Genomic DNA, 15,764 nt, shown 5'->3' with positions numbered 1-15,764 from the left:
AACCTCAGCGCGTTTGATTTACCAGTGGCACCGTGTGTTCGGTGCCTTTGTTTTTGACGACCATCAGATAGGTCAGCGTGAACGACAGCCCCAGCGACAGCACCACGCCCATCACAATGTAGATGAAATACGGACCGATGTAGGCGGGCAGGCTGAAAATGCTCGACAGAATATAGCCGTACAACCGCACCCCGAAGAATGCGATAAATGCCGACGCCACGGAACTGCTGAGGGTGGTGGCGATAAAGGCTTTTTTGTAGCGCGTCAGTACGCCGAATAATGCCGGTTCGGTGATCCCCAGCAAACCGGAAATCGCTGCTGACAGCACCACGGATTTTTGTTCGCGGGTTTTAACGTGGAAATAAATCGCAAAGGTCGATCCCGCAATCGCCATGTTGGCCATAAACATCATCGGCATCAGCATGTCCCAGCCCTGATCGGTAAAGTTCTGCAAGGCAATCGGCGTCATCGCGTGGTGCATGCCGGTGAGGATCGCCACCGGGCGGATCGCGCCGACAATAAAGCCCGCAAACACCGCCGAGACATCGAATAACCCCTGAATGCCAAATGCCAGTAATTTACCGAGATAAATCCCCGCCGGGCCAATCAGCGTCAGCGATACCAGCGCCGCGATAAACAGTGTCAGCGTCGGCGTAAAGACGGTTTTCAGCACATCCGGCATGATTTTATCTACCCAGCGGTGGATGTAACTCAGCGCCAGCACGGAGAAAATCACCGGGATCACGCTGGCCGAATAGTTGAAGACAGACACCGGCAGCACATCCATAAAATACAGCGCGGTCGGCGCACCGGTTGTATGGCTGGCGAGCGCTTTTGCCGCGTCCATCAGCGTCGGGTACATCAGGCAGGCGGCCACGGCGGCGGCCAGATATTCATTGGTTTTGAAGATTTTCGCTGCAGAAACCGCGAGGAAAAACGGCAGGAAGTAAAACACGCCGCTGGCGATCAAATCGATGATCATCACGGTTTCGCTTTTGGCCGATATGACTTTCAGGGCAATCAGTCCGGCCAGTAAACCTTTAATCATCCCCGCGCCCGCAATGGCCGGAACGATCGGGCCGAACACGCCGGAGACGGTATCCATGAACATCGACACCAGGCTTTTGCGTCCTTTTGTGGAAACATTTCCTGTTGTTGTTTCAGCGTTGCCGGTCACCGGATCCAGTTGCGACACGATGGCGTCGTACCAGATATTCACCCTCGGCCCGATGATAATCTGTACCTGTTCGCTCTGGCTTTGCGCACCGAGCACGCCGGGCAGATTTTTAATCTCATCCCAGGCCACTTTATTTTCGTCGCGTAAATCAAAGCGCAAGCGGGTCATGCAATGCCAGACTTTATTGATATTTCCCGCTCCCCCAACCAGCTTAATAACCGAATGCATTATTTCTGTATTCACCCTGAACCCCGCGACGACACATTAATTATTCATTGTCAGATGGAAGGGGAGTGTAATGATGGCCTTTTTCAAAAACAAACCAATAAAACAGGATCTTCATCACAAAACCCGACATAAAAGCGTTGTTTGCATGCAGTGCAGTTAAATTGGTTTGTTTTTAAATGATATTCACGCGTGCTTTTAAACCAAAAATAAAAGCCTGAATTTAAGGTTTACAAGCAGGATGAAAATACGTTGAAATAACAGCAATACGAATATTCCTGCCGCCTTTTTATGAAAAATAATAACGGTCTTTATTAAGGATTTATCATGCAGCCTGTGCTGATTACCAATATCGAATGTCAGATAACGCACCCCGATCGTCATAATTTAGTGGTGGTCAGAATTGAGACGGATTGTGGTGTTTTCGGCCTGGGCTGCGCGACGTTCCAGCAGCGCCCGCTGGCCGTCAAACTGATGGTCGATGAATATCTTAAACCGCTTCTGATCGGCCGCGATGCCAATCACATCGAAGATTTGTGGCAGATGATGATGGTGAACGCCTACTGGCGTAACGGGCCGGTGATCAATAACGCCATTGCGGGCATTGATATGGCGCTGTGGGATATCAAAGGCAAGCTGGCGAATATGCCGCTGTATCATTTGTTTGGCGGTAAATCGAAGGATGCGGTCACCGCTTACAGCCATGCGGCGGGCGAAACGCTGGAAGAATTGTATGGCGAAGTGGATCGTTTGCTGGGCGAAGGTTACCGGCATATCCGCTGTCAGCTGGGTTTTTACGGTGGCAATGCGCGTGATTTTCACAGTACCCGCGAACCGACGGCGGGCGCGTATTACGATCAGGATCAGTACATCGACAACACGCTGGCGATGTTCAAAGCGCTGCGTGAAAAATACGGCAATCAGTTCCACATTCTGCACGACGTTCACGAACGGCTGTTCCCGCAGCAGGCGGTGCAGTTTGCCAAAGCCGTGGAACAATACCGGCCTTACTTTATTGAAGATATTCTGCCACCGGACCAGAACGAATGGCTGGCGCAGATCCGCAGTCAGACAGCGGTGCCGCTGGCGACCGGCGAGTTATTCAATAACCCGGCAGAGTGGAAGGATCTGATTATTCACCGCCGGATCGACTTTATCCGCTGTCATGTTTCGCAAATCGGCGGCATCACCCCGGCATTAAAACTGGCGCATTTCTGTCAGAGCTTTGGCGTGCGACTGGCGTGGCATTGTCCGCCGGATATGACGCCGGTAGGCGCTGCGGTGAATACGCACCTCAATATTCATCTGCATAATGCGGCAATTCAGGAATTTGTCGCGTATCCGGCCAACACACAGCGGGTGTTTCCCGGCGCACAGGCACCGGAGAAAGGCTATTTTTATCCGGGAGAAGAAGCAGGGATCGGCGTGGGCTTTGACCCGCAGGCGGCGGCAGAATTTCCGGTGGTGTACCGTCCGCATGAATGGACGCAAAGCCGTCTGCCGGACGGTGTGATCCATACGCCGTAACGCTTTTACGTCTGGCGAAAAGCCAGATTGTCCTGATTAAAGGGGATCACGTAAGTGCAGGAATAATCGATGTCGATAATGTCGCTGAATGCGTAAACCTTGCCGCCCTGCAAAATGCCTCTGTTGGTAATGTGCATGGCGGCAATGCCTTTTTTACATCCCAGAATGTGTGCCTGTTCTTTACTCACCGTCACCGCCTGATAGCGGGTGAGGGAATGTGAAATCGCATAGCCCTTGCTAAGAACATATTGCTGAATGGAATGCTCGATGGTCTTCTGATTCAGATCGCTAAATTCACGGGCAGGCATGCGGGAATATTCAATCTGTACGTTGCGCTGGCTGATACGCCGCAAACGGGTGAAGGCCCAGATAAAATCATCAGCACTCAGATCGAACACCTGTTGCTCTTCTTTGTCCGGACGCCGCTTATGCAGCTCCAGCATTTTAAAGCTGATCTCGGCGAATTTCTTTTCGGTGATCGAGTTGTACACCAGCGGATTACTGCCCACGCCGGGGTTAATGTAAATTCCCGAGCCCTGCACAATGCGCACCGCCCCGATACTCACCAGTTTTTCCAGCGCCTTGCGCACGGTAAAGCGCGAAACCCCGTATTCCTCCGCCAGCTGGCGCTCCGGCGGTAACTTCTCCGGCAGCGATCCGCTGTGCTGATAAATCTTGCTCAGTAAATCCTGAGCGATAAATTCGCTTTTTTTCATGGGATGTTATCTGTGCGAGAAACGGGTATTTGAGCATGAGGAGGCCGCCGTGGGCAAATTACAGCTTATAAACTGTATTTATCGTTAACAGCTTGCAGGCTGTATTTTGCTTTTACAGAGCATCATCGTTGGAATATGCGCTTCTGTATTATCCCCTAAAAGGGATATTTTATATTTTATCTGCTGTAAGGGATAAATGTTGATTTATCCCCTGTAAGGGATACACTGATATTATCCGCCAGGGAGGATAATATGAACATTACTTCTGCAAAAATGCTCGCCAGTGCGCTGCGTAATGAGCGTAAAAAGCGCAAACTTAGCCAAAGTAAAACGGCTGAGGCCATTGGCCTGAAGCAGTCTACGGTTTCTGAATTTGAAAATTATCCGGACGGCACCCGTCTGGAAACACTGTTCAAATTATTGGCGGCGCTGGATTTAGAGCTCCAGATCACGCCAAGGGATAGCAATCCGCAGGAAAAGAGTTCCTGGGATCAGGAGTGGTAATACATGGATAAGTTAACGCTTGCATTAAATGGCATTGCTGTTGGTACCCTGGAAAAAGGCGGCAGTGGTGAAATGTCATTTGTTTATCATCAAAGCTGGCTCGATCGCCCCGGAGCCCGTGCTATCTCGTTATCATTACCTCTTCAGGCAGATAAATTCCGTGGCGCAGTGGTATACAACTTTTTTGACAATCTTCTACCCGATAACGAACAGATACGCAGCCGTATTCAGGCACGTTTCCACATCCCGACGAAGCAGCCTTTCGATTTGCTTTCGCGGATCGGCGGTGACTGTGTCGGTGCGATCCAGCTCTATCCTGAAGGTGATCAGGTTGCACCTGTCACTGAAATTCATGCCCAACCGCTTGGTGAAAAGGATATTGAGCAGCTTCTGCAGGGATATAAGGATGCACCTTTGGGCATGGAAGCTGACATTGAAGACTTTCGCATTTCTCTGGCCGGTGCACAGGAAAAAACGGCTTTGCTCTGGTATCGCGACCAGTGGCATCGCCCGCAGGGTAGTACGCCTACCAGCCATATCCTTAAACTCCCCATTGGTTATATCGCTAACAATGGCATTGATCTCAGCGAGAGCGTGGAGAATGAATGGTTATGTCTGAAGATAGCCGAAAAATTTGGATTCCCTGTTGCGAGATCTGAGATTGCCAACTTTGGCTCGCAAAAAGTATTAGTCGTTGAGCGTTTTGACCGTCGCTGGTCGCAGGATGGATCTTGGCTGATGCGTTTACCTCAGGAGGATTTTTGTCAGGCGTTAGGCGTCGCCCCGGCATTGAAATATGAGGCTGATGGCGGCCCCGGGATTGCGCGCTCAATGAAGCTCTTGTTGGGTTCTCAACGCGCAGGAGGGGATCGGGACATGTTTTTTAAGAGCCAGATCCTCTTCTGGATGCTGGCTGCTATCGACGGTCATGCGAAGAATTTCAGTGTTTATATCGAGCCGGGTAGCGCATACCGTATGACACCGCTTTATGACGTGATGTCAGCATTTCCTCTGATGCATCCAACAGGTATTCCGGCGAAGAAAGCAAAAATGGCGATGGCGGTACTCGGCAGTAACCGGCATTTCCACTGGGACAGGATCCTGCCCCGTCATTTTGTCTCAACGGCACAACGGGTCAGTTACTCGCAAGAAAACGTATCAGCCATGATGACGGAAATGAAAGAAAAAACAGAACAGGTGATTGCAGATGTGAAAGCTACGTTGCCGGTTGATTTTCCGGCAAAAATCAGCCATGCAATTTTTGAAGGACTCCGGCGTCAGGCAGCGCGATTGCCTTAATCCCCAATAAAAAAAGCCCGCCGGTCTGCACCAGCGGGCTTTGTGTTTACTGCGAAATCTTACTTCTCGTCAGGCAGCGCGTAGGCGATCACGTAGTCGCCGCGTTCTGCGGACTGACGTGCGCCACCGGCGCTGATGATGATGTACTGTTTACCGGTTTTCGGTGAAACGTAGGTCATCGGGCCGGACTGGCTGCCGACCGGCAGACGGGATTTCCAGATCTCTTTACCGTTTGCGGTATCAAACGCGCGCAGATAGAAATCCTGCGTACCGGCGAAGAACAGCAGGCCGGATTGCGTTGACAGGCTCGCGCCCAGCGTTGGCATACCGACTTCCATTGGCATGCGCATTTTGATGCCCAGCGGACCGGTGTCTTTTACGGTACCGACCGGCACCTGCCAGACGATTTTACCGGTTTTCAGGTTCACCGCAGACATCGTACCGAACGGTGGCTTCTGGCAAGGAATGCCCAGCGGAGACAGGAAACGCTCGCGGACTGCGCCGTAAGGCGTACCTTCCATCGGCACCATCCCCATCTCGATGCCGCTCGCGCCGGTCGGAACCTGTGCACGCGGCACCATGTAGTTCGCCAGACCCAGACGCATATCATTCACGAACATGATGGCGTTGTTCGGATCAACCGAGACGCTGCCCCAGTTCATGCCGCCCAGAGAACCCGGGAATTGCAGGGAACGATCCAGACCCGGAGGCGTGTAAACGCCTTCGTGACGCATACCTTTAAATTCGATGCGGCACAGCAACTGATCCATCGGCGTCGCGCCCCACATATCAGATTCTTTCAGCGTCTGGTTACCGATGTTTGGCATGCCAACAGAGAAAGGCTGCGTTTTGGCGTAGCGTTCGCCAGGGACGTTACCCTGCGGCACTTCACGGTTTTCGACTTTCGCGACCGGCTGGCCGGTTTCGCGGTTCAGCATGAAGATCATGCCTTGTTTGGAGGTCTGCACCAGAACCGGCGTGCTGCCACCTTTACCGTCCGGCAGGTCATACAGCAGCGGCTGAGACGGCAGGTCGAAGTCCCACAGGTCGTGATGCGTGGTCTGGAAGGTCCAGCGGACTTTGCCGGTGGCCACGTCTACCGCAACGACAGATGAACTGTATTTGTCATCCAGCTCAGTACGCGTGCCGCCGAAGAAGTCTGGCGTCGCGTTGCCGGTAGGCATGTAAATCAGACCCAGTTTCGGATCATATGACATCGCCGACCAGACGTTTGGCGTGCCACGGGTATAAGTCTGACCTTCCGGTGGCAGTTTGGTGATGTTCGGATTACCCGGATCCCATGCCCATACCAGTGCGCCGGTGTGCACGTCGAAAGCACGCACCACGCCCGGAGGTTCGCCGGTGGAGAAGTTATCCGCGACGCGACCACCGACGACCACCACGTTACCCGCAACCAGCGGAGTAGAGGTTTGCTGATAGTAGCCCGGCTTGACTTCGCCCATGCCGACTTTCAGGTCAACCACGCCGTTGTCACCGAAATCAGCGCAAGGCTTGCCGGTGTCAGCGTTGATGGCAATCAGACGCGCATCAATGGTGGGCAGGAACAGACGACGTTCGCAGGTGGCGCTGACGGTACCGCCGGTTGCCGCCGGTGCTTGCGGAGCATCGGTTGCAGGCGCAGCAGCTTCCGACGCTGCGTTTGGCGTTGCCGGTTCAGCCGCAGGAGTTGCAGCCGGTTGTGCAGCCGGAGCCTGTGATGCCGTGCTGTTCTCGCTGTTGTTCTGGTAATAACCCAGTCCGCGACAACGCTGCCAGTTAGGCGCGGTGGAGTTGGAATCGTAGGACCACAGCTTTTTGCCGTCATCAACAGACAGGGCGATCACTTTGCTGTAAGCGGTACAGACGAACAGTTTGTCACCGATTTGCAGCGGGGTGTTCTGGTCTTCAGCGCCGGAGCCGTTGCTCTGCGGGATATCGCCGGTATGGGCAATCCACGCAACCTGAAGTTTATCCACGTTGGTTTTGTTGATCTGATCCAGTGCAGCAAAACGGTCGCCAGCGGGAGTGTTGCCCCAGCTTTCCCAGTTCTTCTGTTCTGCCCCTTTTTCAACCGGTTTCACCGGCACCTGATCGTTGTCGGCGCTGATGATCGGCGTCGGCACGAAGGTGTTACCGAAAGCGACAATCAGCGCAACAGCCAGAACCGCCGCCAGCGAGAAGCCCGGCCCTTTACGCACCACCAGACCCGCGCGTGCCTGAAGCAGCGGATAGGCCAGTGCCATCAGAAAAGCCAGAACGCCGAATGTGAACAGGCGGGAGAACAATGGCCAGAACGTGAAGCCCGCGTCCCAGACAGCCCAGATAATAGAAAGCACAAAGGCCACGGCGTACAGCCATGCGCCCGATGGCTTACCTTTGAAAATCAAAACGGCGGAAACGATGAGCGCCAGACCCATCAGCAGGAAGTAAAGGCTTCCTCCTAATGTGGCCAGGTACGCACCACCGATACCGAGTGTCAGGCCGATGACGACCATCAGCGCACTCAGTAACCAGAGGAGCCAGGTCCACTTGTTATTTGTTGTTGGCATGATTTATCTCACTGCATTGGTTTGGTGAAAATAGGTTGTAGAGAACTGTTGATGAAAAGCGGGTACCACTTAATGACCACCCGTCATTAAATGAACCAATTAGAACAATTTCGCGGAAAGAGTAATACTTCTCATCGAGGTTGTGAATGTGTAACGAAGAGTTTGAAATTAGGTAAATTATTATAGATTAGATTATTATTTATGCAGTAAGACTTTAATCATTGATTTTAAATAATAAAATAAAGTGACTTATTCTCTATTTTTATTTTTAAACAAATTTATATACGTTTTTCATCTAATTGATCGCACCAACTGTCTGCAGATTTCTCACCATAAAGGGGAGAAGGGCAACACGTGGACTTATTGGTACGATTTGCGCGAACCTGACGGGACGTTTTACAAATAGCCTTCAATTAATGTCTTCATTTCCTGGGTGATGTGTTCCACCAGACGGCTTTTCGGGATCTGCGGTGGGAAAACGGCGAGATAGGCGATGCTGATATCAGGTGTAAATGGCTTGAGCACGATATCGCTTTTGTGGCTGCGCGCGGTGATAAAATCGACCACACCGATACCCAGATTATTCCCCGCCATCACACAACAATTGTTCAGCGACGTTTCAATCGGGTTATTCATATAAAGGTCGAGACGGCTCATCACCTGATCGAGTTGTTCACGCAGCGGCGTTTTGCGTCCGGGTATAATAGGGCGGTAACGCGTCAGATCCATCGCGGTGACGACGTCCTGTTTGGCCAGCGGATGACGCGGCGACATCACCGCAACCGCATTGGCCCGCGCCAGCATCTCTGCTTCCAGCCCTTTCACATCCGGCTTACCGAAAATGAACCCGACGTCATACTGATTACCGGTTACCACATCGGTGATGTGTGTGGTGCTCTCGATATCCAGAAACAGCGAGATATCGCTGATACGCTCAATCAGTGGCGGCAGAATGTGTTCGACACACAGCGCGGAAAGCGCCGCAACCGTACCGATACGCAAAACGCTGCCTTTTGAGTGACGGATTTCATCGGCGATACGTGAAATATGTTCAAGTCCGAGGTACAGGCGCTCGACTTCCCGATACAACTTGATGGCATCGTCGCGCGGGATCAGGCCGCGCCCGTCGCGGTCAAACAGCTTCAGATCAACCGCATATTCGAAGTCGCGGATCAGGCGGCTGACCGCAGGCTGCGTAATGTTCATCATATTGGCGGCGGCGGTCATGCCTCCGGTAAGGATCACCTTGTGAAAAGCTTCTACCTGTCTGGGATTAATTTTCATCATACATCCTTTAGATCCATAACATTTGTTTATGGATGTAACACAAAATACAATTTTCAATTCAAAAGTCCACCCCCTAGACTTCAGTTTACGACCTGATACACATTGCCTGAAAATCTAAAATAATTAAGGGTTAAATGCATGAGAAAGTCCGTTCTGGCAGGAGTGCTTTTCTCGGCACTGGCCACGCCTTTTATTTTACAGACCGTACAGGCCGCTGATCTTAATATCGGCCTTGCCGCATCCACCACTTCTATGGATCCGCAGTTTTATGTCGGCGGCGCCAACAGCGCAATGGCGCGCAATATTTTCGATGGTCTGGTGAATCAGGACGAAAAACAACACATTACGCCTGCGCTTGCCGTGTCATGGAAAGTGATTAATGACACCACCTGGGAATTTGCCCTGCGTCCCGGCGTGAAATTCCACGACGGCAGCAATTTCACGGCCAAAGATGTGATTGCCAGTGTGAAACGCGTGGCGCTGGCGTCGAAGAACAGTCCGAGCGCTTATACGCCGTATGTCAACGACATCGCAGACGTCACCGAGGTCAATCCTCTCACTGTGAGGATTACTACCAAAACGCCGTCACCGTTATTACTGAATAATCTGAGCCGCGTTGCCATCTTACCGGCGCGTCTGGAAACCGTCGGGTCACAAACCCTCAACGAAGGGAAAGACGTCACCGGGACCGGCCCGTTCAAATTTGTCAGCTGGACGCCGGACGATAACGTCGTGCTGGCGCGCAATGACCAGTACTGGGGCGGAAAAGCGCAGTGGGATAAAGTCACGTTGCGCGTGTTCAAAAACCCGAGTGCCCGCGTTGCGGCGTTGCGTTCCGGCGATGTTGACATGATTGAAAGTGTGCCGACAGCGGACGGACGGGATCTGGGCAAACAAACCAGCCTGCATCTGGAATCCGTGGCAGGTAACCGTATTTTGTATTTACACCCGGATCAGGATCGCGATGTGTCGCCTTTTGCCAAAGGGCCGGACGGCAGCAATCCGCTGAAAAAACGTGAAGTGCGCGAGGCGATGTCGCTGGCGATAAACCGTCAGGCGATAGTTGACCGTATCATGGACGGGCAGGGTGTTCCCGCGTCGCAACTGGTGCCAAAAGGCTACTTTGGTTACACGCCGTCGATTGCCGCGCCGGTGTACGATCCGGCGAAAGCGAAGCAATTGCTGACGCAGGCCGGTTATCCGGATGGCTTCACGCTGACGTTCCATGCGTCGAATGACCGTTATCCGAACGATTCTAAAATCGCACAGGCGCTCGGTCAGATGTTCAGCCGTGTCGGCATTAAAACTGATGTCGTGACCATGCCGGGCAGCGTGTATTTCTCACGCGCCTCCAAACGCGATTTCAGCCTGATTATGGGCGGTGCGGCGATTGAAACCGGTGAAGCCTCCGGTGTGCTGGGCCCGTTGCTCGAAACCTTCGGGCCGAACGGCGGACAAGGCAACCGCGGGCGTTACTCGAATCCTGAATTTGATAAAACACTGCTGCAGGCGCGGGAAACGCTTGATGACGGCCAGCGTGAAAAGTTACTGCAACACGCCACAGAGATTGCGATGAAGGACGAAGGCACCATTCCGCTATTGTTCCTCTCCTACACCTGGGCGATGAAAACACCTTATACCTACGTTGGCCGCTCCGACGGCTACACGTTGCCGTACTTTGTGCATGAGAAGCAGTAAATAACACGCAAAGTACATACCGAACCAAGGCGGGAATAGAGCACCAACACCAGGGTTGTTCTAAGAAAAGAGAGAGAAGCTATGACTTCTTTTAGCGGTGTGTATCCCTATCTGGTTTCGCCGGTCACTGACGGCGGCCAGATAGACAAACCAGTGCTTACGGCGCTGGTCGAACACCTGATTGCCAGTGGCGTGCACGGTCTGACGCCACTGGGCAGTACAGGTGAGTTTGCTTATCTCAGTGCAGAACAGCGCACTGAGATAGTGAAAACCGTTGTGGAAGCCGCCAGGGGGCGCGTTCCGGTCATTGCCGGGGTCGCAGCCACCACCATTCAGGACGCCGTAGCGCAAACCGCTCGCTACGTCGCACTGGGTGTGGACGGTATTCTGGCGATCCTTGAGGCTTATTTCCCGGTGCCCGAACAGGGTGTCGAGGATTATTTTCGTGCCATCGCGACCGCCGCAGGAAAACTGCCGGTCGTGCTGTACACCAATCCGCAGTTCCAGCGTTCTGATCTCAGCCTGCCGGTGATTGAGCGGCTGAGTTACGTGGAAAATATCAACTATATTAAAGATGCCTCGACCAATACTGGCCGGTTGCTGTCGATTATCGAACGCACGCAGGGGCGGATGCAGGTTTTTGCCGCATCGGCACATATTCCTGCCTGCGTGATGCTGATTGGCGGCGTGGGCTGGATGGCCGGTCCGGCCTGTATTGTGCCGAAGCAAAGTCTGGCGCTGTATGAAGCCGCGCGGCAGGGCGACTGGACAAAAGCGATGGCGTTGCAGCGTCCGCTGTGGCGCATCAATGAAATCTTCGCCAGATATTCCATCGCCGGTTGTATCAAAGCGGCGCTGCAATTACAGGGTTTTGAGGTGGGCGATCCGTTGCCGCCGCAGGTGCCGTTAAATCAGGCTGCGCGTCAGGAAATCGCAGAGGTTTTGCGTTCTGTGGGGGCTTTGTGAAAACGATACCGGTGGTCATTGACTGTGATCCGGGTATTGACGACGCCATTGCGCTGCTCAGCGCGTTCGTTGCACCGCAACTGAATATTCTCGGCATTTCTACCGTGTGTGGTAATCAGCCGCTGGTGAATACCACCCGTAATGCGTTGCAAATTACCGAACTGGGTTACCGGCTGGATATCCCGGTTTTTGCCGGATGCCATCAGCCGCTGCTGCGTGCGCCGATCCACGGCCAGTTCCATGGCGAAAACGGTCTGGGCAATACCGCTTTTCCCGCGCCGCAAAAGCAGGCAGAATCCCTTCATGCCGTTAACTTCCTGATCAGCTGTTGCGAACAGGCGATTGAAAATAATCAGCCACTGACGCTGTGCATGCTCGGGCCGCTGACCAATCTGGCAACGGCGCTGCGCATTAAACCTGAAATCACCGCCGGTATGGGTCGCGTGGTGCTGATGGGCGGCGCATATCGCGAAGCCGGTAACCGCACCATGACCTCTGAATTCAATATGCTCGCCGATCCCCATGCCGCGCATATTGTGTTTTCCTCGGATCTGAACATCACGGTTTTACCGCTCGACGCCACGCATCAGGTGATTTTGACGCCGGAACATGTGGCGAAATTTATCAAAGTCTCCGGGCGGATCTCAGCAACGCTGGGCGAACTGATGGCGTTCTGGGATCGCAACGACGTGCGCCGTTACGGTTCACGCGGCGGGCCGCTGCACGACCCGCTGGTGATTGCTTACGTACTGGCGCCGGAACTGTTCGGCACCGAAAAAGCGCGGGTGTTTGTCGAACACGACAGCGAGTTGTGCATGGGGCAAACGGTCGCCGACTGGCACGACAAGTCAGGGCAGACGCCCAACGTTGATATCGTCACGCGCGTGGAGGCTGGCAAAGTCTTCGCGCTGTTTTACGAGCTGCTTTCACGTTATGCCGGGAAATAAAATTATGAGCCAGCGCATCATTATCGATACCGATCCTGGCGTGGATGACGCCATCGCGTTGTGGCTGGCGCTGGCCTCGCCGGAACTGGACGTGCTCGGTGTGACCGTTGTCGCCGGCAATGTGGCGCTGAAAGACAGTGTGCGCAACGCCTGCAAAATTGTCGCGTTGTCCGGCAAAATCGCTACGCCCGTTTTCGCCGGTGCGCCCGGTCCGCTGGCGCGCGATCAGGTTTACGGCAAGTACGCGCATATCGGCGCATTTAACGATGAACTGGTGCCGGACACCGGCCTGCAACCGCAGGCTGAACACGCAGTGGATTTTCTGGTGCGCACCTTAAGACAGGCTGCCGAAGATAATGATCCGATTTCGTTGTGCGTGATTGGCCCGATGACCAATATCGCGCTGGCGCTCGGCATGCACCCGGATGTCGCACGCGGCATTAAACAGATCGTTACCATGAGCTGCGCCTTTACCGCCCTCGGCCACCGCGTGCCGTGGGCCGAATTTAACGTCTATGCCGATCCGCATGCGGCCGAAAAAGTGTTTAACAGCGGCGTGCCGCTGATCATCATGCCGCTCGATATGACTTTTCAGGCGCTGATCGGTGCAGATGATATTGAGGCATTAAAACAGGATGGCGGCCAGCCGGGTGAATCCGTTGCCGCGTTGCTGAACGCGTTTGATCGCAGTGACCTCAGTCGGTTTGGTCGCGAAGGCGGGCCGGTGCATGACGCCACCACCGTCGCGTGGTTGTTGCAGCCCGGTTTGTTTGAAGGCCAGCCCGCGCGCGTGGGTGTGGCCGTTTCCGGTAATACCGCCGGCTATACTTACGCGGATTTCTGGAACAAACTGGCGACGCCTGCGAATGCTGTGGTCATGCAGTCCGTCGATGAGTACGGTTTCTTCAGTCTGATGCGCCGCGTCTTCTCCCGTTACGGTACCCGTTACAGCAATACCTCCGGTGAAATGCGCGCATGAGCCGTTACCTGCTGGGACGTTTCGGACAAACGTTGCTGACGCTGTTCGTGATGTCATTGCTGGTTTTCGCAGGCGTTTATCTGGTCGGTAATCCGGTCGATCTGCTGCTCAGTACCACAGCAACCCCCGCCGAACGCCTCAGTGTCATCCAGTCTTTTGGCCTTGATAAACCGGTGTGGGAGCAATATGGCCTGTTCGTGGTCAATGCCCTGCATGGCGACATGGGCAACTCCTTCATCTACAACCAGCCCGCGCTGCACCTGATTTTTCAGCGCATGCCTGCCACGCTCGAGCTGGCGCTGGTGGCGTTTGCGCTGGCGCTGGTGATTGGCATTCCGCTTGGCGTGTACGCAGGCTTGCGCCCTGACGGCTGGCTATCGAAATCGATCATGGCTGTATCAATTTTAGGCTTCAGCCTGCCGACGTTCTGGATTGGTCTGATGATGATCATGCTGTTCAGCGTCAAACTCGGCGTGCTTCCGGCCTCGGGACGTGGTGCAACGGTGGAAGTTTTCGGCGTTCCCGTCAGCCTGTTTACCGCCGACGGTCTCGCACATCTGATCCTGCCTGCCCTGAATCTGGCACTGTTTAAAATCTCGCTGATTATCCGTCTCACCCGCGCCGGTGTGCTCGAATGTCTGCAACAGGACTTCATCCGTTTCGCCCGCGCCAAAGGCTTGTCGGAAAGCCGCATCGTGCTGGTTCACGTATTGAAAAACACGCTGATCCCGCTGATTACCGTCATCGGCCTTGAGCTTGGATCGCTGATCGCCTTTGCCGTGGTCACCGAAACCATTTATGCCTGGCCGGGGATGGGCAAACTGATCATTGATTCTATTGCCATGCTCGACCGTCCGGTGATCCTGGCGTATCTGATGATCACCGTGGTGATGTTCAGCCTGATTAATTTGCTGGTGGATGTGCTCTATGTGCTGGTGGATCCGCGAGTGCGGCTGGGGGGCGAAAACTGATGGCGTCTGATTCCGTACATTCGCGCACCGCCGTTCAGGGCAAATCTCAGCCCGCCTTTTACACCACCGTGCGTGCCCTGCTGCGCAATAAATTCTCCTTATGCGGCCTGATCATTTTAGGCATCGCCATTCTGCTGGCGGTGCTGGCTCCGTGGATCTCGCCGCAAAATCCGTATGATTTATCGCAACTCGACATCATGGATGGCCGCCTGAAACCGGGCACGTCCAGCCTGAGTGGCATGATTTACTGGCTCGGCACCGACGATCAGGGGCGCGATTTGCTGAGCGCTATTTTGTACGGCACGCGGACCAGTCTGCTGGTGGGGGTTTCCAGTGCGGCGATTGCGCTGACGCTTGGCGCCGCACTGGGGCTGATTAGCGCTTACGCTGGCGGCAAAACGGACGCGCTGATCATGCGTATTGTCGATATTCAGCTGAGCTTTCCGCCGATCCTGATTGCCCTGATTTTGCTGGCGGTGCTCGGGCAGGGCGTCGATAAAATCATTCTGGCGCTGGTGGTCACGCAATGGGCCTATTACGCGCGTACCCTTCGCGGCTCGGCGTTGCTGGAACGTCGCCGCAGTTACGTGGACGCCGCGCGCAGCATGGCGCTTTCCAGCCCGCGCATTCTGTTCCGTCATATTTTACCCAACTGCCTGCCGCCGCTGATTGTCGTGGCGACCATGCGCATTGCTTACGCCATTATGCTTGAAGCCACGCTGTCGTTTCTCGGCATTGGTTTGCCGGTTACCGAGCCTTCGCTCGGCCTGCTGATTGCCAACGGTTTTGATTATCTGATGTCCGGCGATTACTGGATAAGCTTCTTCCCCGGTATCACGCTGCTGGTGCTGATTGTCGCCATCAATTTAGTCGGTGACGCCCTGCGCGACATCCTCAACCCGCGGAATAAGGATTGATG

At 54.0% G+C, this 15,764-nt stretch carries 13 protein-coding genes; 9 read left to right on the top strand and 4 right to left on the bottom strand.

What is annotated here, in order from left to right; genetic code table 11:
• Positions 1-4 precede the first annotated feature (4 nt).
• A complete protein-coding gene (locus RAHAQ2_RS22590) occupies positions 5-1,405 on the bottom strand; it encodes a PTS transporter subunit EIIC (protein WP_037041113.1) in 1,401 nt (466 codons plus the stop codon).
• 324 nt (positions 1,406-1,729) lie between these two features.
• On the opposite strand from RAHAQ2_RS22590, the gene RAHAQ2_RS22585 reads away from it, so the two are divergent.
• Positions 1,730-2,929, top strand: a complete 1,200-nt coding sequence (locus RAHAQ2_RS22585; protein WP_014341702.1) for an enolase C-terminal domain-like protein — start codon at positions 1,730-1,732, stop codon at positions 2,927-2,929.
• A gap of 5 nt (positions 2,930-2,934) precedes the next feature.
• Here the strand turns inward: RAHAQ2_RS22585 and RAHAQ2_RS22580 are convergent, their stop codons facing one another.
• On the bottom strand, positions 2,935-3,645 hold the full coding sequence (locus tag RAHAQ2_RS22580; RefSeq protein WP_014341701.1) for a GntR family transcriptional regulator: 711 nt from the start codon (positions 3,643-3,645) through the stop codon (positions 2,935-2,937).
• A 252-nt stretch (positions 3,646-3,897) separates the two neighbouring features.
• Here RAHAQ2_RS22580 and RAHAQ2_RS22575 point away from each other — a divergent pair, with 252 nt between their 5' ends.
• Positions 3,898-4,149: a helix-turn-helix domain-containing protein gene (locus tag RAHAQ2_RS22575; RefSeq protein ID WP_014341700.1), complete on the top strand. Its 252-nt coding sequence runs from the start codon at positions 3,898-3,900 to the stop codon at positions 4,147-4,149.
• Between the two features lie 3 nt (positions 4,150-4,152).
• On the top strand, positions 4,153-5,448 hold the full coding sequence (locus RAHAQ2_RS22570; RefSeq protein WP_014341699.1) for a type II toxin-antitoxin system HipA family toxin: 1,296 nt from the start codon (positions 4,153-4,155) through the stop codon (positions 5,446-5,448).
• 59 nt (positions 5,449-5,507) lie between these two features.
• Here the strand turns inward: RAHAQ2_RS22570 and RAHAQ2_RS22565 are convergent, their stop codons facing one another.
• Positions 5,508-7,997: a membrane-bound PQQ-dependent dehydrogenase, glucose/quinate/shikimate family gene (locus RAHAQ2_RS22565; RefSeq protein ID WP_014341698.1), complete on the bottom strand. Its 2,490-nt coding sequence runs from the start codon at positions 7,995-7,997 to the stop codon at positions 5,508-5,510.
• Positions 7,998-8,393: 396 nt separating this feature from the next.
• On the bottom strand, positions 8,394-9,281 hold the full coding sequence (locus RAHAQ2_RS22560) for a LysR family transcriptional regulator (RefSeq protein WP_014341697.1): 888 nt from the start codon (positions 9,279-9,281) through the stop codon (positions 8,394-8,396).
• Positions 9,282-9,422: 141 nt separating this feature from the next.
• Here RAHAQ2_RS22560 and RAHAQ2_RS22555 point away from each other — a divergent pair, with 141 nt between their 5' ends.
• From RAHAQ2_RS22555 to RAHAQ2_RS22530, 6 genes are all read left to right on the top strand, one after another.
• The gene (locus RAHAQ2_RS22555; RefSeq protein ID WP_014341696.1) at positions 9,423-10,982 is read left to right on the top strand and encodes an ABC transporter substrate-binding protein; all 1,560 of its coding nucleotides are present in this window, start codon (positions 9,423-9,425) and stop codon (positions 10,980-10,982) included.
• An 81-nt stretch (positions 10,983-11,063) separates the two neighbouring features.
• On the top strand, positions 11,064-11,948 hold the full coding sequence (locus RAHAQ2_RS22550; protein ID WP_014341695.1) for a dihydrodipicolinate synthase family protein: 885 nt from the start codon (positions 11,064-11,066) through the stop codon (positions 11,946-11,948).
• Positions 11,945-12,895, top strand: a complete 951-nt coding sequence (locus RAHAQ2_RS22545; RefSeq protein WP_014341694.1) for a nucleoside hydrolase — start codon at positions 11,945-11,947, stop codon at positions 12,893-12,895. The genes RAHAQ2_RS22550 and RAHAQ2_RS22545 overlap by 4 nt, the downstream gene beginning before the upstream one ends.
• A gap of 4 nt (positions 12,896-12,899) precedes the next feature.
• Positions 12,900-13,874, top strand: coding sequence for a nucleoside hydrolase (locus tag RAHAQ2_RS22540; protein WP_014341693.1), 975 nt, complete (start codon positions 12,900-12,902; stop codon positions 13,872-13,874).
• Entirely contained in the window at positions 13,871-14,845 is a 975-nt protein-coding gene (locus tag RAHAQ2_RS22535) for an ABC transporter permease (protein WP_014341692.1), read from the top strand. The genes RAHAQ2_RS22540 and RAHAQ2_RS22535 overlap by 4 nt, the downstream gene beginning before the upstream one ends.
• Positions 14,845-15,762: an ABC transporter permease gene (locus RAHAQ2_RS22530; RefSeq protein WP_014341691.1), complete on the top strand. Its 918-nt coding sequence runs from the start codon at positions 14,845-14,847 to the stop codon at positions 15,760-15,762. Before RAHAQ2_RS22535 ends, RAHAQ2_RS22530 begins: the two co-directional genes overlap by 1 nt.
• Positions 15,763-15,764: the final 2 nt, after the last annotated feature.

It is taken from the genome of Rahnella aquatilis CIP 78.65 = ATCC 33071, assembly GCF_000241955.1.
GTDB lineage: Bacteria > Pseudomonadota > Gammaproteobacteria > Enterobacterales > Enterobacteriaceae > Rahnella > Rahnella aquatilis.
The sequence above is the reverse complement of the archived record's forward strand: the minus strand, read 5'-3'. Positions and strand labels throughout refer to the sequence as shown.